Source organism: Stenotrophomonas sp. GQ19 (genome assembly GCF_059758695.1).
Map to the genome: position 1 here is coordinate 178085 of NZ_JCAXES010000002.1, position 19598 is coordinate 197682.

The 19598-nt window shown below is 67.8% G+C and carries 19 protein-coding genes and 1 riboswitch; of the genes, 11 read left to right on the forward strand and 8 right to left on the reverse strand.

All coding sequences use genetic code 11. The features are described 5' to 3' along the window. Positions 1–41: 41 nt before the first annotated feature. The 3 genes from AC6CHL_RS04890 to AC6CHL_RS04900 are packed head-to-tail and all read left to right on the forward strand — an operon-like array spanning position 42 to position 1866. A complete protein-coding gene (locus AC6CHL_RS04890) occupies positions 42–728 on the forward strand; it encodes a YceI family protein (RefSeq protein WP_498293610.1) in 687 nt (228 codons plus the stop codon). Continuing rightward, a complete protein-coding gene (locus AC6CHL_RS04895; RefSeq protein WP_354286505.1) occupies positions 725–1297 on the forward strand; it encodes a cytochrome b in 573 nt (190 codons plus the stop codon). Before AC6CHL_RS04890 ends, AC6CHL_RS04895 begins: the two co-directional genes overlap by 4 nt. Before the next feature lie 2 nt (positions 1298–1299). Next, positions 1300–1866 (forward strand): YceI family protein, encoded by a 567-nt coding sequence (locus AC6CHL_RS04900; protein WP_447595171.1) that lies wholly within the window; start codon positions 1300–1302, stop codon positions 1864–1866. Positions 1867–2003: 137 nt separating this feature from the next. Here the strand turns inward: AC6CHL_RS04900 and AC6CHL_RS04905 are convergent, their stop codons facing one another. Continuing rightward, positions 2004–2237, reverse strand: a complete 234-nt coding sequence (locus AC6CHL_RS04905; protein WP_498293612.1) for a glutaredoxin family protein — start codon at positions 2235–2237, stop codon at positions 2004–2006. 97 nt (positions 2238–2334) lie between these two features. Here AC6CHL_RS04905 and AC6CHL_RS04910 point away from each other — a divergent pair, with 97 nt between their 5' ends. Continuing rightward, positions 2335–3717 carry an L-serine ammonia-lyase gene (locus AC6CHL_RS04910; protein ID WP_038686874.1) on the forward strand — a complete coding sequence of 461 codons (1383 nt, stop codon included), beginning with the start codon at positions 2335–2337 and terminating at the stop codon, positions 3715–3717. Between the two features lie 221 nt (positions 3718–3938). Next, positions 3939–4940, forward strand: a complete 1002-nt coding sequence (locus tag AC6CHL_RS04915) for an alpha/beta fold hydrolase (RefSeq protein WP_498293614.1) — start codon at positions 3939–3941, stop codon at positions 4938–4940. 261 nt (positions 4941–5201) lie between these two features. On the opposite strand, the gene AC6CHL_RS04920 is transcribed toward AC6CHL_RS04915, so the two are convergent. Genes AC6CHL_RS04920 through metX form a run of 3 tightly spaced genes read right to left on the reverse strand, consistent with a single transcriptional unit; the run spans position 5202 to position 8538 of the window. Next, entirely contained in the window at positions 5202–6269 is a 1068-nt protein-coding gene (locus AC6CHL_RS04920) for a homoserine dehydrogenase family protein (RefSeq protein WP_498293615.1), read from the reverse strand. Then, complete coding sequence (locus tag AC6CHL_RS04925; protein ID WP_137191632.1) at positions 6266–7510, reverse strand: O-succinylhomoserine (thiol)-lyase; 1245 nt, start codon at positions 7508–7510, stop codon at positions 6266–6268. The genes AC6CHL_RS04920 and AC6CHL_RS04925 overlap by 4 nt, the downstream gene beginning before the upstream one ends. After that, positions 7507–8538, reverse strand: coding sequence for a homoserine O-succinyltransferase MetX (gene metX / locus AC6CHL_RS04930; RefSeq protein ID WP_448134205.1), 1032 nt, complete (start codon positions 8536–8538; stop codon positions 7507–7509). Before metX ends, AC6CHL_RS04925 begins: the two co-directional genes overlap by 4 nt. Before the next feature lie 78 nt (positions 8539–8616). Next, positions 8617–8737: riboswitch (SAM riboswitch) on the reverse strand. 157 nt (positions 8738–8894) lie between these two features. Between metX and AC6CHL_RS04935 the strand changes: the two genes are divergently transcribed. From AC6CHL_RS04935 to trhA, 3 genes are all read left to right on the forward strand, one after another. Continuing rightward, complete coding sequence (locus AC6CHL_RS04935; RefSeq protein WP_498293616.1) at positions 8895–9788, forward strand: M23 family metallopeptidase; 894 nt, start codon at positions 8895–8897, stop codon at positions 9786–9788. Positions 9789–9864: 76 nt separating this feature from the next. Further along, entirely contained in the window at positions 9865–11469 is a 1605-nt protein-coding gene (locus tag AC6CHL_RS04940) for a peptide chain release factor 3 (protein WP_038686843.1), read from the forward strand. An 84-nt stretch (positions 11470–11553) separates the two neighbouring features. Beyond that, the gene (gene trhA, locus AC6CHL_RS04945; protein ID WP_038686842.1) at positions 11554–12195 is read left to right on the forward strand and encodes a PAQR family membrane homeostasis protein TrhA; all 642 of its coding nucleotides are present in this window, start codon (positions 11554–11556) and stop codon (positions 12193–12195) included. Here trhA and AC6CHL_RS04950 read toward each other — a convergent pair. Further along, on the reverse strand, positions 12176–12310 hold the full coding sequence (locus AC6CHL_RS04950; protein ID WP_280512938.1) for a hypothetical protein: 135 nt from the start codon (positions 12308–12310) through the stop codon (positions 12176–12178). The two genes, trhA and AC6CHL_RS04950, sit on opposite strands and share 20 nt — an antisense overlap. A 750-nt stretch (positions 12311–13060) precedes the next feature. Between AC6CHL_RS04950 and AC6CHL_RS04955 the strand changes: the two genes are divergently transcribed. Continuing rightward, complete coding sequence (locus tag AC6CHL_RS04955) at positions 13061–15046, forward strand: AsmA family protein (RefSeq protein ID WP_498293618.1); 1986 nt, start codon at positions 13061–13063, stop codon at positions 15044–15046. 289 nt (positions 15047–15335) lie between these two features. On the opposite strand, the gene AC6CHL_RS04960 is transcribed toward AC6CHL_RS04955, so the two are convergent. The 3 genes from AC6CHL_RS04960 to mtgA are packed head-to-tail and all read right to left on the reverse strand — an operon-like array spanning position 15336 to position 17535. After that, on the reverse strand, positions 15336–15767 hold the full coding sequence (locus AC6CHL_RS04960) for a CBS domain-containing protein (RefSeq protein WP_038686840.1): 432 nt from the start codon (positions 15765–15767) through the stop codon (positions 15336–15338). Further along, positions 15727–16746: a glycosyltransferase family 2 protein gene (locus AC6CHL_RS04965; RefSeq protein WP_447595186.1), complete on the reverse strand. Its 1020-nt coding sequence runs from the start codon at positions 16744–16746 to the stop codon at positions 15727–15729. The genes AC6CHL_RS04960 and AC6CHL_RS04965 overlap by 41 nt, the downstream gene beginning before the upstream one ends. Before the next feature lie 39 nt (positions 16747–16785). Then, positions 16786–17535, reverse strand: coding sequence for a monofunctional biosynthetic peptidoglycan transglycosylase (gene mtgA / locus AC6CHL_RS04970; protein WP_498293620.1), 750 nt, complete (start codon positions 17533–17535; stop codon positions 16786–16788). Positions 17536–17614: 79 nt separating this feature from the next. Here mtgA and hslO point away from each other — a divergent pair, with 79 nt between their 5' ends. Further along, positions 17615–18508 carry an Hsp33 family molecular chaperone HslO gene (hslO, locus tag AC6CHL_RS04975; RefSeq protein WP_038686836.1) on the forward strand — a complete coding sequence of 298 codons (894 nt, stop codon included), beginning with the start codon at positions 17615–17617 and terminating at the stop codon, positions 18506–18508. Positions 18509–18627: 119 nt separating this feature from the next. Then, complete coding sequence (locus tag AC6CHL_RS04980) at positions 18628–19488, forward strand: XOO1806 family protein (protein WP_038686834.1); 861 nt, start codon at positions 18628–18630, stop codon at positions 19486–19488. The last annotated feature ends 110 nt before the right edge of the window (positions 19489–19598 follow it).

Consider the following 19598-nt stretch of genomic DNA (forward strand, 5'->3'; position numbering starts at 1 on the left):
GCAGTGCGTATGATCGGCCCTGACCTTCCCGGAGCCCGGCCATGATCCAGCGCCTGACCCTTGCCCTGCTGCTGTGCACTGCCCCCTGGGCAGCGCATGCCGCGCCCGATACCTACCGCCTGGATCCGGTCCACACCCGCGTGCTGTTCGCGGTGGAACACGCCGGCTTCTCCCACGCGCTGGGCACGGTGTCCGGCAGCGAAGGCGTGCTGGTGTTCGATCCGCAGGACTGGCGGACCGCCACTCTCAGCGTGAACGTTCCGATCCAGCGGCTGGACCTGGGCGATGAAAAATGGAACACGGCTACCCTGGCGCGCAACCTGCTGGATGCCGAGCGCTTCCCGCAGGCCCGGTTCGTCTCCACCCGGGTCGAGCCCATCGACGATACCCACGCCAACGTGACCGGCCAGCTGACCCTGCACGGCGTCACCGCCGAGGTCACCCTGGCGGTCACCCTCAACGCCCTCAAGCGTCACCCGCTGCCCCCGTTCCGCCGCACCGCCGGTTTCTCCGCCACCGCCACGCTCAGCCGCAGCGCGTTCGGCGTATCTGGCTGGCCGTCGATGATCGGCGACGCGGTGGACCTGCGGATCGAAGCGGAAGCCGTTCGCGACAGAAACGCCGCCGATCCGGCAGATACGCCGCCGGTCGATGCCACGGGAACTCCCGTGCCGCGCGACGACTCCCAGGTTCCATCCCCACCGCCGGTCGAGGAGACCACGCCATGACTGCCAAGAACACCGCGACCCGCTGGGGCGGCGTCAGCCAGACCCTGCACTGGGTGATCGCCCTGCTGATCCTGGCCATGGGCATCCTGGGCCTGACCATGGGCGAGTTCCCCAAGACGCCCAAGTACTTCTGGATCTACACGCTGCACAAGTCGGTGGGCATCACCGTGCTGGCGCTGGTGGTGGCCCGGCTGGGCTGGCGCCTGTACGCCGGCGCCCCGGCCCCGGTGCCCGGCACGCCGACCTGGCAGGAACGCATCGCCTCGGCCACGCATTGGCTGCTGTACGTGCTGATGTTCGCCCTTCCGCTGTCGGGTTGGCTGTACGACTCGGCCAGCGGGCTGCGCCCGTTCCGCTGGTTCGGGCTGGTCAACGTGCCCAAGCTCAGCGGTCCGGATGAACGCACCACGCAGCTGTCCCATGCCATCCACGAATGGGGCTTCTGGCTGCTTATCGCGGTGGTGCTGGCCCACGCCGGCGCCGCGCTTTACCACCATTTTTACCAACGCGATGCCACCCTTGCGCGCATGCTGCCGCAGCGCTGGCTTGCCTCCCCCCAGAAGGACTGACCATGAACATCAAGCTCTCCACTCCCGCGGCCGTGGCCGCTGCCCTGGCCGGGCTGATGGCCACCGCGCCGGTGCTGGCCGCCGATTACGTGCAGGCGCCGGGTTCGGTGCTGGTGTTTGCCACCAAGTACGACGGTGAAGTGTTCACCGGCAGCTTCCCCGGTTTCGACACCAAGCTCAGCTTCGACCCGGCCAAGCTGGACGGCGCCAAGCTGGAAGTGACCATTCCGCTGGCCGGCGCCAAGAGCGGCAACAGCGACCGCGATTCCACCCTGCAGGGCGCGGACTTCTTCAACGTCGGCAAGTTCGCCCAGGCCAAGTACAGCGCCAGCAAGTTCCGCGCCCTGGGCAACAACCAGTACGCCGCCGACGGCACCCTGGAACTGCGCGGCGTCAGCAAGCCGGTCACCCTCACCTTCACCTGGACCCCGGGCGCGCAGCCGGTGCTGAGCGGCAAGGCCACGGTCAAGCGCCTGGACTTCGGCGTGGGCGGCGGCGACTGGGCCGACACCAAGACCATCCCGAACGAAACCGCGATCAGCACCAAGGTCGTACTGAAAGCAAAGTAACCCGCCCGGGTGCCGGCCGGCTCGCCCAAACCGGGTAGAGCCGACCGTTGGTCGGCTGCCGCAGCAACCATGACACCCGAGGTAGAGCCGACCGTTGGTCGGCTGCCGTAGTCCGCGCAGCCGACCAACGGTCGGCTCTACCCGGATCGTGCGTTTTCGATCCAGGCGTCTACCACCGCCACATCGAACGGCCAGTCCAGTTCCCGCCCCTGCGCATCGCGCAGCACCGGCACGCGCAGGCCGTAACGGGCCTCCAGGGCCGCATCGTCGTCAACGAACACACTGTCCAGCCCGGGCACCCGGGCCTGGGCCAGGACCGCCAGGGCCTGGTCGCACAGATGGCAGTCATCACGCTGGAACAAGGTAAACACCGGCCCACCCGCCTTCGGAAATGTTGCGCCGCACTCAAGGCTGGCGCCTGCGACAGCATAGAATAGTGCTCCATCCGATACCCGCAGTTTGGCAATCATGGCTGTCAGCACGTTCGACGTTTTCAAGATCGGCATTGGCCCGAGCTCCTCGCACACCGTGGGACCGATGAAGGCCGCCGAACGCTTCGTGCACCGCTGGTTGCTGGACCCGGGCCGCCTGCAGGACGTGGTGCGCATCCGCGCCGACGTGTACGGCTCGCTGGCCCTGACCGGGCGCGGGCACGGCACCGACAAGGCGGTCCTGCTCGGGCTGGAAGGCCAGCGCCCGAACCTGATCGACCCGGACATCATCCCCGAGACCCTCGAACGCATCCGCAGCAGCAAGCGGATCCAGCTGATGGGCACCCACGAGATCGCCTTCGACGAGAAGCGCGACCTGGGCCTGAACAAGCGCCAGAAGCTGCCGTACCACACCAACGGCATGCGCTTTACCGCCTATGACGCCGACGAACAGGTCATCGCCACGCGCGATTACTACTCGGTCGGGGGCGGCTTCGTGGTCAACCAGGACGATGCCGCCGACGACCGCATCGTGCCCGATGAAACCCCGCTGCCCTACCCGTTCAAGAGCGGCGACGAACTGTTGGCGCAGACCGCGCGCAGCGGGCTGAGCATTGCCCAGATGATGTTCGAGAACGAGAAGTGCTGGCGCAGCGAAGACGAGATCCGCGAGCAGCTGCGCGAGATCTGGGGCGCGATGCAGGCCTGCGTGGCCCGTGGCATCCGCCAGGAAGGCACCCTGCCCGGCGGCCTGCACGTGTCCCGTCGCGCCCCGGCGCTGTACCGCGAGCTGTCGTCCAAGCCCGAAGCGGGCATGCGCGACCCGCTGACCACCCTGGACTGGGTGAATCTGTACGCGCTGGCGGTCAATGAAGAAAACGCCGCCGGTGGCCGCGTGGTCACCGCGCCGACCAACGGTGCGGCCGGCGTGCTGCCGGCGGTGCTGCATTACTTCGACCGTTTCTGCCCCGGCGCCAACGAACAACGCATCTTCGACTTCCTGCTGACCTCGGCGGCCATCGGCATCCTGTACAAGGAAAACGCCTCGATCTCCGGCGCCGAAGTGGGCTGCCAGGGCGAGGTGGGCGTGGCCTGCTCAATGGCGGCCGGCGGCCTGGTCGCCGCGCTCGGCGGCAACCCCAGCCAGATCGAGAACGCCGCCGAAATCGGCATGGAGCACAACCTCGGCCTGACCTGCGACCCCATCGGCGGGCTGGTGCAGATTCCCTGCATCGAGCGCAACGCGATGGGCGCGGTGAAGGCGATCAACGCCAGCCGCATGGCCATGCGCGGCGACGGCAAGCACAAGGTCTCGCTGGACAAGGTGATCAAGACCATGCGCGATACCGGCCGCGACATGCAGGACAAGTACAAGGAAACCAGCCGCGGCGGGCTGGCGGTCAACGTCATCGAGTGCTGATCGACCGCCCCCGGCGGTAGAGCCGACCGTTGGTCGGCTGCTCCCTGATTCCGCCCAAGGCAGCCGACCACCGGTCGGCTCTACGCGGGCATGCCATCGCTGCCGCTGCACATTTGCTCCGAGGTAGAGCCGACCGTTGGTCGGCTGCTCGCATGCGCATGATCGGCCCGCCTGCACGGCCGCTCCGGTACAGTCGGCACTCCCCTGTTCCGGAGACCGCCATGCGCATCCTGGCTGCCGCCCTGCTTGCCTGCCTGCCGCTGACCACGCTTGCCGCCGACACCTACGGCCCCCGCCTGGAGGGCTTCGACTACCCGTGGCCGGTCAAGACCTTCGACCTGGAATCGCAGCGGCAGCCGCTGCAGATGGCCTACCTGGATGTCCCCCCGGCCGGCACGGGTGTGGCGGGCACGGTGGTGCTGCTGCACGGCAAGAACTTCTGCGCGGCCACCTGGAAAGACACCATCACCGCGCTCAGCGCGGCCGGCTACCGGGTGATCGCGCCGGACCAGATCGGGTTCTGCAAATCCAGCAAGCCCGAGCGCTACCAGTACTCGTTCGGCCAACTGGCTGCCAACACGCATGCGCTGCTCGCCCACCTCGGCCTGGATGCGGCCCAGGTCGACCTGGTCGGCCATTCGATGGGCGGCATGCTGGCCGCGCGCTATGCGCTGATGTACCCGCAGCAGCTGCGCCGGCTGGCGCTGGTCAACCCGATCGGCCTGGAAGACTGGAAAGCCAAGGGCGTGCCCTGGCGCAGCGTGGATGCATGGTATGCGGGCGAACTGAAGACCAGCTTCGAGAGCATCAAAAAGTACCAGCTGGACGTGTACTACAACGGCGACTGGACGCCGGCGTACGCGCAGTGGGCGCGCATGCAGTCGGGCATGTACGACGGCCCCGGAAAACAGGCGGTTGCCTGGAGCCAGTCACTGACCTCGGACATGGTGTTCAACCAGCCGGTGGTCTACGAGCTGCCGGACATCCGCGTCCCCACCACGCTTTTCATCGGGCAGAAAGACCGCACCGCGATCGGCCGCGACCTGGCGCCGCCCGCCCTCAAGGCCACCCTCGGCGACTATCCCGCATTGGGCAAAGCCGCAGCAGCCGCCATCCCCGGTGCCACCTTGGTCACCTTCGACGACCTGGGCCATTCGCCACAGGTGCAGGCGCCTGCACGGTTCAACACCGCGTTGCTGAAGGCGCTGTCCACCGCCCCCTGACCACCGGCGTAGAGATGCGCCAGCAATAGCACGCCCCGCTTCACCGCTGCACCCGCACCGGTAGAGCCGACCGTTGGTCGGCTGCCGCTCGCGCGATGCATGACGTCAAGAGCAGCCGACCAACGGTCGGCTCTACGAGCGGAGTGCGCCAGCGTTGCAATATCCCGTGTCACCGATGCGCCCGCACCGGTAGAGCCGACCGTTGGTCGGCTGCCGTTCGCGCGAGGCATCAGATCAAGAGCAACCCACCAACGGTAGGCGTTACCGCCGCACGATCGCCAGTACGTCATCCAGCAACGCCGCCGCAGTGACGTCCGCGCCTGCACCCGGCCCCTGGATCAGCAGCGGCTGGGTGGGATAGCGATCGCTGTGGATGGCCACGCGGTTGTCGGTCTGGCCGCCACCGGCCAGCGGGTGGCCCAGCGGCAGGATGCGCAGGCCCACCGTTGCACCGTCATGGTCGAAGCCGCCCACGAACCGCAGGCAGCCGCCCTGCTCCTGCGCCTGCTGCCAGAACGCCTGCAGCGGTGCATCCAGCAACGACAACTGTGCCAACGCGGCGTCAGTCGGCAGCGCGGCGAGCGCGGCCGGGACCAGCGAGGTCACCGCCACCTGCTCACCGCGCAGTGCGATGCCACTGGCCCGTGCCAGGATCAGCAGCTTCCGGCGCACGTCCTCACCGGACAGGTCCACGCGTGGATCCGGCTCGGTATACCCGGCGCTGGCCGCCTCGCGCACCCATTCTGAAAATGCGCGCTGGCCGTCGTAGTGATGGAACAACCAGGCCAACGAACCGGACAGCACGCCTTCCACGCGGTGGATGCGGTCGCCGCCGGCCACCAGCGTGCGCAGGCTGCTGAGCAGGGGCAGCCCGGCACCGACCGTGGCGCTGTCGCCGTACTGCGCACCGCCGCCCAGCCGCCCTTCGGTGATCGCCTGCGCCCGCGCCAGCTGCGCGCCCTGGCCCAGCTTGTTGGCGGTGACCACGTGCACGCCACGCGCCAGCCATTGTTCGTGCCAGTTGGCCACGTCGTCGCTGGCCGTGGCATCCACCACCACGTCGCCACGTTGCAGGCCTTCCGCTTCCGCCCACGGTTGCAGCGCCGGCGCGCCGCGCACGGCCAGGTTGGCCTGCTGCAGTTCGTGGTCGGGTGCCTGCGCGCAGGCACGGGCGGTACGCGAATTGGCCAGCCACGAGAACGCCGGCAAGGCCACGCCGCGCGCCTGCAGCGACTGGTAGCGCTGCACGAACGCGGTGCCCACGGTGCCTGTACCCAGCAGCGCCAGGCGGCGTGCAGGCGCGGCCACCAGGGTCAGAACCGCGCTCATGCATCCACCTGTTTGCGCACCACGGCCTGCGCGTGCAGGTCGATCACCGCCTGCGCGCGCTCCAGCCCGGCCTGCAGGTCGGCCACCAGGTCTTCCGGCGACTCGATGCCCACCGACAGGCGCAGCAGGCCCTCGCTGATGCCGGCATGCGCGCGCGCTTCGGGCGTCATGGCCGCGTGGGTCATGGTGGCCGGGTGCGCCACCAGGCTTTCGACACCGCCCAGCGATTCGGCCAGGGTGAAACAGCGCAGGCCATCCACGAACGCGCGCACCGCCGCGTGCGGATCATCGCCCGGGCAGGAGGCCAGTTCGAAGGACAGCATCGCGCCGAAGCCGTCCTGCTGGCGGGCGGCAATGGCATGGCCGGGGTGGTCGGCCAGACCCGGGTAGTAAACCTTGGCCACCGCATCGCTGGCAGCCAGCAGGTTGACCACCTCGGTGGTGTTTTCCTGGTGCGCGCGCAGGCGTGCACCCAGCGTGCGCAGGCCGCGCAGGGTCAGGAACGCGTCGAACGGGGAGCCGGTCAGGCCCAGCGCGTTGGCCCACCACACCAGCTGCTCGTGCACGGCCGGATCGCGCGCGATCACCGCGCCGCCGACCACGTCGCTGTGGCCGTTGATGTACTTGGTGGTGGAATGCAGCACCAGATCCGCGCCGAAGGCGATCGGCCGCTGCAGCGCCGGCGACAGGAACGTGTTGTCCACCACCACCTTGGCCCCGGCCTTGTGCGCGGCATCGATGACGAAGCGCAGGTCGGTGATGCGCAGCAGCGGGTTGGACGGGGTTTCCACCAGCACCAGCGTGGGCGACTGTGCCAGCGCATCGGCCAGCGAGCGCGGGTCGGTGAGGTCGGCGGTGATCAGGCCGAAGTGGCCCTTCTTCGCCAGTGCGTTGAACAGGCGCCAGCTGCCGCCGTAGGCATCGTGCGGCACCACCAGCGTGTCACCGGGCTGCAGCAGCGCGTTGAGTACCAGGTTGATCGCGCCCATGCCGGTGGAGGTGATCACGCCGCCCGCGCCGCCTTCCAGCTCGGCCAATGCTTCGCCCAGCAGGTCGCGGGTCGGGTTGCCACTGCGGGTGTAGTCGTACTGGCGCTTGTTGCCGAAGCCATCGAAGCTGAAATTGGAGGACAGCACGATCGGCGGGGTCACCGCGCCGTGGGCGGTGTCGCGGTCGATGCCGGCGCGCACGGCGGCGGTGACACGGCTACAGGACGGCTCGGTACCGGTGGACAGGCTCATGCGGTTTCTCCCAGGGAACGGATGGCGTTGGCGAGGATCGCGTCGATGCGATCGGTTTCTTTGAGGAAGGCGTCGTGCCCGTAGGGCGAGCGCAGCACGCGCAGGCTGCCGCGCGGACCCAGCCCTTCGACCAGGCCGACGCAGTCGGCCAGCGGCACCAGGCGGTCGCCTTCCACGGCCACCACGACGGTCGGCACCAGGATGGCGGCCGGGTCGACGCGATGCAGGTCGATCGATTCGGACAAGCGCAGGTAGGCATCCACCGGAGTGCGCGCGGCGTACTGCGCGCCGGCGGCATCCAGGTAGTCTTCGGCGGCGACGCGCACGCGACCATTGACCACTTCCGGCGGCGCATCGAAGCGCTCGCCGAATTCTTCAGGCGTGCGGTAGCTGAGCATCGCGAACTGGCGGGCCAGTGCCAGCCCGTGGCTTTCGGCGCACTGCAGCTGGCCCAGCGCTACGGCACGGCGCTGCAGTGCGCGCCACGCGGCGGCGTAAGGATGCGGGCGATGCGCGCCGCTGACCGCCACCAGCTTGAGCAGGCGCTGGCGGTGGCGGATGGCAAACTGCTGCCCCACCAGCGCGCCGTAGGAGTAACCCACGAAGCACTGCAGCTGGGGGATGCCAAGATGATCGAGCAGCAGCGCCAGCGCGTCGGCCTGGTCGGCGGTGTCGATCGGCAGGTCGAGCGCGCCATCGGCACCGATGAAATCGAACGCCAGGATGCGCTGCACCGCAGGATCCAGCGCGCGGCCGGCCGCGACCAGTCCTTCGGCCCAGCCCTTCTCGGGGAACTCGGCATTGGCGGCCACGTGGCGGTGCGCGGAAATGCCCCCGGCCAGCACCACCACCGGCGCATCGCCACGCCCGACCAGTTCATAGCGCAGCCGGACCGGGCGCGGGCCGTTGTGACGCATCGACAGCACCGCGGCGAATTCGCCGCGCACGGCGTGCAATCCGGCGTCGAGCGGGACGCTGACGGGGGCGAAAGTGTCGGTGGCAACAGCGGCGGCAGTGGCGAAACCCATGGCGGTATCCAAAGTAGGAAAACGGCCATCGAGCTTTCGCGGAGCTCGCGTTCGAAGCGCACGCACGGTGCACGGTTCGAACCATCTTTCGGAAGACGCCAACGGTCTCCGCAGGATTTGGCACCTACGCAGATCGCTTTCGCGTCTGCGGGCTGCCCCGGCTTCAAAGGGCCTGTCCCTCTGCCGGTCTCGATGGTGGAGCCACGATGCCAGCCCTTCCCGGACATGTCAATCCTTTCATCGGGATGAAGCGATATAGTTTTTTCTCATCAGGCGCCCAGGCCCGCCCGCAGCGGCACCTTTCCTGAATGAACCGTGTTGCGTACAGTCGCGCCCATCGTCATTGGATGCCTGCCATGCGCCGTACCCTGCTGCTGACCGTGCTGCTTGTTCCCTTGGCCCTGCAGGCGGCCACCGTGCCCGGCGGCGCGGGCTGGCGCGCGGGCTGGGGCCTGGTCGGGACGCCGCCGGCCAACGCCCCCACGGCGCCGGTCAGCGCGGGCATTGCCACGGTCCGGCTGGAGGGCGGCGGCAGCCGCTGGCAGGCCCGGGTGGACAACCACCTGCTGGGGCCGGTGCAGGTGGCACTGCGCCAGCCGGCCGGGGCCACCGCCCTGCCGGGGCTGCCGATGCAGACCGTGCTGGCGGGTTCGGCCAGCGTGGTGGTCAGCCGGCTGCAGCTGCCCGGCGACGTGCCGCGCCTGGACCTGCTGCTGGACGCCGTACCGGGCGACCCGGCCGCCAGCCCGCAGGACGTGGCGTACGCGCTGCCCTTCGACGCCAAGCGTTTCCAGGTCAGCCAGGCCCCGCAGGGCCGATTCAGCCATACCGATGCCGAGAACCGCGATGCCATCGACTTCGCCCTCCCCGAGGGCACCCCGGTGCTGGCCGCGCGGGCCGGCCGGGTGATGCAGGTGCAGGGCAACTTCGTTGACCACGGCCTGGATCCGCAGCGCGATCGCGACCGGGCCAACTTCATCCGGATCCTGCACGAGGACGGCAGCATGGCGGTCTACGCCCACCTGCAGGCCAATGGGGTGCTGGTGCGCAGCGGCCAGCGGGTGGAAGCCGGCCAGCGCATCGGGGTGTCGGGCAACACCGGCTACAGCACCGCCCCGCACCTTCACTTCGTGGTCCAGGCCAACAGCGGCATGCAACTGCGCTCGGTGCCGGTGCGTATCGTGACCCCGCAGGGCGAGCTGCACTTCGCCCGCGAGGCCGCCGCCGGCGGCGACGCCGGGCAGCCCTGACCCCGGCCGCCCCCCACCCCCGCTATACTGGGCGGCTTATCTCCATGAAAAGCGCCCCGGGCGGGCGCGTCACGCCATGTCCGAAGTTGCTACCGAAGCTGCGCGCCGCCGTACCTTCGCCATCATTTCCCATCCTGACGCCGGCAAGACCACGCTGACCGAAAAGCTGCTGCTGTTCGGCGGTGCGATTCAGATGGCCGGCTCGGTGAAGGGCCGCAAGGCCGCCCGCCACGCCACGTCCGACTGGATGGCGCTGGAAAAGGAGCGCGGGATCTCGGTCACCTCCTCGGTGATGCAGTTCCCGTATGAAGGCAAGATCGTCAACCTGCTCGACACCCCCGGCCACGCCGACTTCGGCGAGGACACCTACCGCGTGCTCACCGCGGTGGACTCGGCACTGATGGTGATCGACGTGGCCAAGGGCGTGGAAGAGCGCACCATCAAGCTGATGGAAGTGTGCCGCCTGCGCGACACGCCGATCATGACCTTCATCAACAAGCTCGACCGCGAAGGCAAAGAGCCGATCGATCTGCTGGATGAAGTGGAGAGCGTGCTGGGCATCCAGTGCGCGCCGGTGACCTGGCCGATCGGCATGGGCCAGCGCCTGAAGGGCGTGGTCCACCTGATCAGCGGCGAAGTGCACCTGTACGAGCAGGGCCGCAACTTCACCCGCCAGGATTCGACCATCTTCCCGTCGATCGATTCGCCGGGCCTGGCCGAGAAGATCGGCGAGCGCATGCTGGCCGACCTGCGCGACGAACTGGAACTGGTGCAGGGCGCCAGCCATCCGTTCGACCTGGAGGCCTACCTGGCCGGCAAGCAGACGCCGGTATTCTTCGGCTCGGGCGTGAACAACTTCGGCGTGCAGCCGCTGCTGGACTTCTTCGTCGAGCACGCGCCGTCGCCGCAGCCGCGCGCCACCACCGGCCGGGTGATCGCCCCGCAGGAAAACAAGCTGACCGGTTTCGTGTTCAAGATCCAGGCCAACATGGACCCGCAGCACCGCGACCGCGTGGCCTTCATGCGGGTGTGTTCGGGGCGTTTCGTGGCCGGCATGAAGACCTTCCACGTGCGCACCGGCAAGGAGATGAAGTTGGCCAACGCGCTGACCTTCATGGCCAGCGACCGCGAGATCGCCGCCGAGGCATGGCCGGGCGATGTGATCGGCATCCACAACCACGGCACGATCTCCATCGGTGACACCTTCACCGAAGGCGAGGCGGTGAGCTTCACGGGCATCCCGAACTTCGCCCCGGAACTGTTCCGCCGCGCACGCCTGCGCGATCCGCTCAAGCTCAAGCAGCTGCAGAAGGGTCTTGCGCAGCTGTCCGAAGAGGGCGCCACCCAGTTCTTCCGCCCGCTGATGAGCAACGACCTGATCCTGGGCGCGGTGGGTGTGCTGCAGTTCGACGTGGCGGCCTACCGCCTGAAGGACGAGTACGGCGTGGAAGCCACCTTCGAGCCGGTCAGCGTGACCACGGCGCGCTGGGTGACCTGCAGCAATGAAAAGAAGCTGGAGGAGTTCCGCGAGAAGAACGCGGGCAACCTGAGCATCGATGCCGCCGGCCAGCTGGTGTACCTGGCACCGACGCGGGTCAACCTGCAGTTGGCGCAGGAACGCGCACCGGACGTGCGGTTCGCGGCCACGCGCGAGGCGGCACACAGCATTTCGGTGTCCTGAGACAGCGGCTGAACAGGCACGCGTGCATGCGCGTGCCAACGCGGCGATGATAGGGGGGAGCGGGTCCCCCTCCCCGCACCGTCGATGGCCATGACTACAGTTGCTTCTGTTCGTGAAGAAATCGCCAGCGCCTTGACCCACGGGCTGGGCGCGGTTGCCGCGCTCGCCGCCAGTGCGGTGCTGATCACCCTTGCCGCCATCCATGGCGACGGCTGGCAGTTGGCCAGCGCGATCGTGTTCGGGGTGGCACTGTTACTGCTGTACACGGCATCGACGCTGTACCACGCGATCCAGCACCCGGTGGCGAAGGGGCGGCTGAAGGTCTTCGACCATTGTGCGATCTATGTGTTGATCGCCGGTACCTATACGCCGTTCACGCTGATCGGTCTGCGCGGCGGTCCGTGGGGCTGGGGAATGTTCACGGCGATCTGGGCGCTGGCGCTGGCCGGGGTGATCTTCAAGCTGTTCTTTACGGGCCGCTTCAAGCTGCTGTCGACGATCATCTACATCGCGATGGGCTGGATGGTGATGGTGGCGATCAAGCCGATGTGGGCGTCGATCGACGGCTGGACGCTGGGCTGGCTGCTGGCCGGCGGGCTGTCCTATACGTTGGGCACGTACTTCTACCACCGCGAGTCGATCCGCTATTCGCACGCGATCTGGCATCTGTTCGTGATCGGCGGCAGCGTCTGCCATTTCGTCGCGGTTACTGCGCAGATTCTTTGAGGTTGTTGATTTTTTTCGGCAACTTTTTAACGTCAAGGTCAACTTCAACTTCAACTGCTGGAGCCGGTTGGCCGGTGCTGTCGGTCGGGTCGGGGCGGGTGGGTTGGCGGGACACGCCGTGAATCCATCCCTGGAGGCTCGTGGGCGCCATCCATGGCGCCCAACGGTCCCGCCAACCCACCCGCCCCGACCCCTGACAGTTTTTCGGGCCTCTTGGGGAAAGCGGTGGAGCGGTGGAGCTGAGCTGAGCTATTGCCGCTTTTGTGGGAGGGGTTGAGAGCATGCCGACCGGAGGTCGGCACTGAGCGAGTGCAGGAGCGACGGCAAGGCAACAGCCAGCGCCTCTCCTCCCCCTCCTCCCCCTCCTCCCCCACACACGTTCCCCAATACCCCAAACGCCCAAATCCCCGCCCGAGAATCGACGGCCCACACACCTCGGCGTCCATCAAGATCAGCCACCCATGGGGTGGCTCTACCCCTGGCACACCGGGGTCTGTCGGGGGGTGGCGCGGGTGGGTTTACGGGACCGTTGGGCGCCATGGATGGCGCTCACGAGCTTACATGGGTGAAGGCGCATTGCTTGCGAGGCACGGCCTCGCATGCGACTGAACGCACAGCCGCCAGCGGCTGGGCCGGGCCGCGGAGCGGGACTTGCAGCGTGTCCCGTAAACCCACCCGCGCCGCGCCAACCAGCAAAACCCTCAGCCCAAGGCAGTTGCATTGGCACTGGCAGTGGCAGTGGCAGTGGCAGTGGCTGTTGATCTTGATCTTGATCTTGATCTCGCTCCAAAGCTTCTACAAAAAAACGCACCCTGACACCATCCTTACCAATGCTTCGCACCCCCTGCACGATGAACAGGGAAGGATGGAGCATGTGAACACTGTCGACTCCCCTGCCCCATCCCCCGTGTCGCGCCGTTGGCGCTGGCGTCGTCCCGGCAAACGTGGACAGCGCTGGCTGGCCATCCTCGTCTTCCTCTTCGCCGCCATCCTCCTGCTCATCGCGCTGTGGGACTGGAACTGGTTCAAAGGCCCCGTCGAACGCGCCGTCCAAGCCAAGACCGGGCGCGAGTTCCATATCAACGGGGACCTCGACGTCGACCTTGGCCGCACCACCACCATCCGCGCCGACCGCCTCACCTTCGCCAACGCCACCTGGGCCAAGACCCCGCAGATGGCCAGCGCCGACCGTGCGGAAATCGCCATCCGCGTCTGGCCCCTGCTGCGCGGCCAGGTTCATATCCCCGAAGTCCGCCTCACCCGCCCGGACCTGCTGCTCGAAACCGGGCCCGGCAAGGACACGCCCGGCAACTGGGATTTCCTGGGGCCCTCCACCGGCAACCCGCCGCAGTTGCAGCGCCTGCTCATCGATGATGGCCGCCTGAAGTTCCTCGATGCCGCCGGGCGCACCGACGTGCTGGTGGCCCTCAACAGCGGCAAACCGCGCAGCGCAGACAGCGCCCCGCCCCTGCTGGTCAGTGGCAAGGGCCGCTGGAAAGGCAACCCGTTCTCCCTGGACGGCAGCACCGAATCCCCGCTGGAACTGACCAACAGCGACCACCCGTTCCGCATCCACCTGGACGGGCGCGCCGGTGGTACCCATGCCATCGCCAGCGGCACCCTGACCAACCCCTTCGCGCTGCGCACCTTCGATCTTGAACTGATGCTCAGTGGCCAGGACATGGAGGACCTGTTCCCGCTGATCGGCGTGGCCATGCCCTCCACGCCGCCGTACCGGCTGAAGGGTCGGCTCAAGCGCGACAACGATATCTGGCGCTACGAGAATTTCACCGGCACCGCCGGCGACAGCGACCTGGGCGGCACCGCGCAGATCGACGTCGGTGGCGAACGCCCGTTCCTGAAGGCCGACCTGGTCTCCAAGCGCCTGGACTTCGATGATCTGGCCGGCTTCATCGGGGCGCCCCCGAAGACCGGCGCCGGCGAAACCGCCAACGCCGAACAGAAGGCCAAGGCCGCCGCGCTCGCCGCGCGCGCCAAGGTCCTGCCCGACACCCCGTACAACCTCACCAAGCTGCGCGCCATGGACGCCGATGTGCGCTGGAAGGCGCAGCGGATCAATTCGCCGGTGCTGCCGCTGGACGACATGGACGCGCACCTCAAGCTGGAGGCCGGCCTGCTGCGCCTGGAGCCGCTGAATTTCGGCGTGGCCGGCGGTGACATCCGCAGCACCATCCGCATGGACGCGCGCAAGGACACCATCGCCACCCAGTTGCAGGCCAGCCTGCGCAAGATCCAGCTCGGCAAGCTGATGCCCGATTCCAAGCTGGCCGAGCAGGCCTCCGGCGGCATCAGCGGCGACCTCACCCTGGCTGGCACCGGCAACTCCGTCGCGGCCATGCTGGGCAGTTCGGACGGCAACGTCGCCCTCGGCATCGGCCGCGGCCATGTCGGTAACCTGGTGATGGAGCTGGCGGGGCTGGACGTGGCCGAGTCGCTGAAATTCCTATTCACCGGCGACAAACAGATTCCGCTGCGCTGCGCCTTCGGTGACTTCGGCGTGGCCAACGGGGTGATGACTTCGCGCGCGCTTGCCTTCGATACCACCGACACGCTGATCGTCGGCGAGGGCACCGTGGACCTCAAGCAGGAGCAGCTGGACCTGCTGCTGCGACCGCGCCCGAAGGACATCAGCATCCTCGCCCTGCGCTCGCCGCTGCGCATCGGCGGCAGCTTCAAGGACCCGTCGTTCCGCCCGGACTTCAAGGCACTCGGCATCCGCGGCGCGATCGCCCTGACCCTGGGCAGCATCGCCCCGCCCGCCGCCCTGCTGGCCACCATTGAAACCGGTCCGGGCAAGGATTCGAACTGCGGCGGTCGTTACGCAAAGTGAGTGCGCCGCGTCAGCGTACCGACCAACGGTCGGTACCTACCGGGATAGGTGTGCGCGTATCGCGCGATCGGACTAAGCACAAGGTAGGTGTCGACCGTTGGTCGACACGCTCCGCCCCTCTTCCAACCGCGCGCTCAAGAACTGTCCAGAGCCCGTGGGCAGGCCAGTGCAGGACCGTTGGGCGGCATGGATGCCGCCCACGAGCCCCCACGGATGGGTTCACGGCGTGTCCTGCACCGGCCTGCCCATGGGCTCAGCCACGTGCCAGCAACGCGCCAACCGCGCTTACTTACCCCGCGACGATGTACTGCTGCAGCTGGTCCAGCTTCTGGGCCTGCTCGTCGATCACCGATTTCACCAGGTCACCGATCGAGATCACGCCCACCACGCTGCCGCCGTCCACCACCGGCAGATGCCGGATCCGGTAGTCGGTCACCAGTTGCAGGCAATGCTCCACCTGCTCGGACAGCGCCACCGTCACCACCTTGGCAGTCATGATGTCACTCACCCGCGTGGTCCGCGACGACCGCTCATGCAGCACGATCTTGCGCGCGTAATCGCGCTCGGACAGGATGCCAACCAGTTGCCGGCCCTCCATCACCAGCACGGCGCCGATGCCTTTTTCGGCCATCAGCCGGATCGCGTCGATCACCGCCGATTCCGGGCCTACCGCGAAAACCTCAGGGGACTTGCCGTCCAACAGCTGTCGTACCGTGGTCATCTCGTTGCTCTCCACCGATGGGATGCACGGCCGAGTCTGCCACGATCGGGGGCTGCCAGGTGTCAACCAGGTACAACGGCCGCTGCTTGGATTCTTCGTAGAGGCGCCCCAGGTATTCCCCGATCAGGCCCAGCGCGATCAGCTGCACCCCGCCCAGGAACAGGATCGCCGCCATCATGGTCGGCCACCCCGCCACGCGGTCGCCGTACATCGCCGCCTTGGCCACCACCCATACGGCGAACACGAACGCCACGCTGGCCGTGAACAGCCCCAGGTAGGTGGTCACCCGCAGCGGCGCCGTGGAGAAACCGGTGATGCCCTCCAGCGCGAAATTCCACAGCTTCCACAGCCCGAACTTGCTGTCGCCCACCATCCGCGCGTGCCGATGGTAGGGCAGCGCCTTGCGTCGGAAACCGACCCAGCCGAACAGCCCCTTCATGAACCGGTGGCGTTCGCGCAGCTGCCCCAGCGCCTGCAGCGCGCGCGGCGAAAGCAGGCGGAAATCGCCGGTGTCGGCCGGGATCGGCGTCTTGGACAGTCGCCCGATCACCCGGTAGAAAGCGGCGGCCGCGCTGCGCTTGAGCCAGCTTTCACCGTCGCGCGCCAACCGCGTGCCGTACACGTTGTCATAGCCCTGCTGCCACAGCGCGACGAACTCGGGAATCAGCTCCGGCGGGTCCTGGCCATCGGCGTCGAGGATGATCACCGCGCCGTCGTCGACAAAATCCAGCCCCGCCGTCAGCGCCGCTTCCTTGCCGAAGTTGCGCGACAGCCGCAGCACGCCCACGTCGGGATCGGCCGCGGCCAGCGCCTGCATCACCGACCAGGTGGCATCGCTGCTGCCGTCATCGATGTACAGCACCCGCCCCTCGATATCGTCCAGCCCGTCCAGCACCGCGCGCAGGCGCGGATGCAGCAGCGGCAGGGCCAGTGCTTCATTGTGGGCGGCGATGACAACGGTCAGGCGTTGGGCAGTCATGCCGGGATTGTAGGCGGGGCGCGTCACGATCATGAATCGTCAGTCGTCGGCCAGGTACGCAGTGCCGCCCAGCTGCCGGGCCTGCCGCTGGATCCAGGCCGCGCGGCGCTGCACGAACGGCCCCGGCTTGGCCGCGTTGTAGCGCCGTGGCGCCGGCAGCACGGCCGCCAGGCGGGCGCTTTCGGCCGGACTCAGCCGCGCCGCGTCCTTGCCCCAGTACTGCTGTGCGGCCGCCTGGGCGCCGTAAATGCCGTCGCCGAACTCGGCGATGTTGGCGTACATCTCCAGAATCCGCGACTTCGGCCACAGCGCCTCGATCAGCACGGTGTACCAGACCTCCAGGCCCTTTCGCACCCAACTGCGGCCCTGCCACAGGAACAGGTTCTTGGCCACCTGCTGGCTGATCGTGCTGGCCCCGCGCAGGCGGCCACCCTTGGCATTGTGGTCGCGCGCCTTTTCGATGGCCTGCAGGTCGAAGCCGTTGTGCACGGGGAAGCGCTGGTCCTCGGCGGCCACCAGCGAAATGGGCAGGCTGGGCGCCATCTGGTCCAGGTCGCGCCACTGGTAGTGCAGCCGGTAGCCCCACTCGCCCTGGCCCAGTGCCTCGCCGTACCGCCACAGCATCACCGTGGACACCGGCGGGTCGATGAAACGCAGCACCAGTACCTGCAGCACGCTGAACGCGGCAAACAGCACCGGCAGCCACAGCAGTCGTTTCCAGTGCCAGCGTCGCGGGCGCGGTGGTTCCAGGCCCGGTTCGGCCTTGAGGTTGCTGCGCTCTGCCCCCATTAGTGGTGCATCCTTTGCTTGCACGGTTGTCGGCGCATTATCCGGCAACTGCATCCCACTTCGCGCGCCCATAGAACCGATGACCGCCCAATCCGACACCCTTGTCCGTTTCCTGCTCCCCGATGCCGGCGTCCGCGGCGTGCATGTCCACCTCGATGCGAGCTGGGCTGAAATCCTGTCGCACGCGGTCTACCCGCCGGCCGCTGCCGAGCTGCTGGGCGAAGCCGCCGTCGCCTCGGCCCTGTTCACCGGCCACACCAAGGTCGATGGCCGCCTGTCGATCCAGCTGCGCAGCAACACCGCCATGCGCACGCTGTTCGCCGAATGCACGGCCGCCGGCACCCTGCGCGGCATCGTGCAGCTGGCCGACGGCGGCGACGCCCCGCGTGACCTCACCACCCTGGGCGATGACGCGCTGCTGGCCATCACCATCGAAAACCCGGGCCTGGACCCGCGCGAACCGCAGCGCTACCAGAGCCTGGTCGGGCTGACCGCCGCCGGCCTGGACGAGGCGTTCGAAGACTACTTCCGGCAGTCCGAGCAGTTGCCCACGCGCCTGCTGCTGGCCGCCGACGGCACCCGGGCCGCCGGCCTGCTGCTGCAGAAGCTGCCCGGCGACGAAGGCGACAACGACGGCTGGTCACGCGCCAGCGCCTTGTTCGAGACCCTGGGCAAGCAGGAACTGCTGGACGTGGCGGGCAATGACCTGCTGCACCGCCTGTTCCATGAAGAGAGGCCGGAACTGCTCGGCGAGCGGGGGCTGCGCTTCGCATGCTCGTGCTCGCGTGAGCGGGTGGAAGGCATGCTGCAGTCGCTGGGCGAGGAAGAAGCCCGCGCGGCCGCCGAACCGACCGGTGCGGTGGAAGTGCGTTGCGAATTCTGCGGACAGGAGTATCACTTTCCGTTGACGGAGTTCGCCATACTGTTCAGCGACACCGGTGTTTCCTCACCGGCACCTGAACGGCTTCAGTAATTGCCGCACGAGTTTTGTTCTGGGGAGAACCAAGACTTGTTAAGAATTCATAAACGCCCTAGGATCAGTGTCCCGCTTCGGCGGGAACTTGTGCTCACCGCTGCTGTCTGAGAGTTCCCATGCGCTCCCTTCTGCGTCTACCGCTGGCCCTTGTGATCGCCCTCGCCGCGATGACGGGCGCGCATGCGCAGAACAAGCCGCGGCAGGACAGCACGGTGATTCCGGTGTGGAACAAGGGCAGCGGCAAGGTCGAGGCCCTGTTGTACCTGGAACCCACCGGCGAACAGGCCGTGGGCGCCCGCTGGCACTTCGGCCGCAGTTCGCTCGACGCCGCCTTCGGGTTGTCCTCGGGCGATTCGCTGGGCCTGCTCTGCAACAGCAGCCGCGGCACCAGCATCAGCGGCCTGGCCAGTCATTGCATGCTGGCCAGCCTGGGCGATGACGACGAGAACACCGCGTTGAGTCGCCGGGTCAGCGGTACCGCTGCGTTCAACCGCCCCGGCGGTCGCCTGGGCATCACCGCCGGCACCGGCCGTGACACCCTGCCGGCGTGGTTGGCCGGCCCGAACAAATCCCCGGCGTTGCGCGCCGAGCAGAACGACCTGACCGTGTTCGGCCAGAAGAACATCGGTCGCGAAGGCTTCGTCTCGATCGGTGGCACCTATGCCAAGGCGCGCCTGGTGCCGCTGTCCGACGCCTCCCCGGCCATCGTGGACCGCTGGGACAGCAAGAGCCTGACCATCGGCGCCGGCTACGGCAACTTCAGCGGCAACATCATCGGCCGCGTGGTCGATGTGCCCGGCCAGCCCGGCAAGTGGGAAGGCCTCGGGGTCGGCTTGACCTGGCGCACCCCCTGGAGCGGCCAGCTCACCGTGGGTGCCGAGAATGTGATCACCCGCGGCAAGAATCCGTTCGCGCCGCGTAACGAGAGCACCGACGAAGGCACCGTGCCGTACGTCCGTTACGAACAGGATCTGTGATCGGCGGGCGCCGAGCGGCGCCGTCGAAGTAGTCAAAAACACGCGCCTCATGGCGCGTTTTTTTATGCCTGCACTCCTACCCTCAAACGGCATCGCCCCTGCGAGCCGGT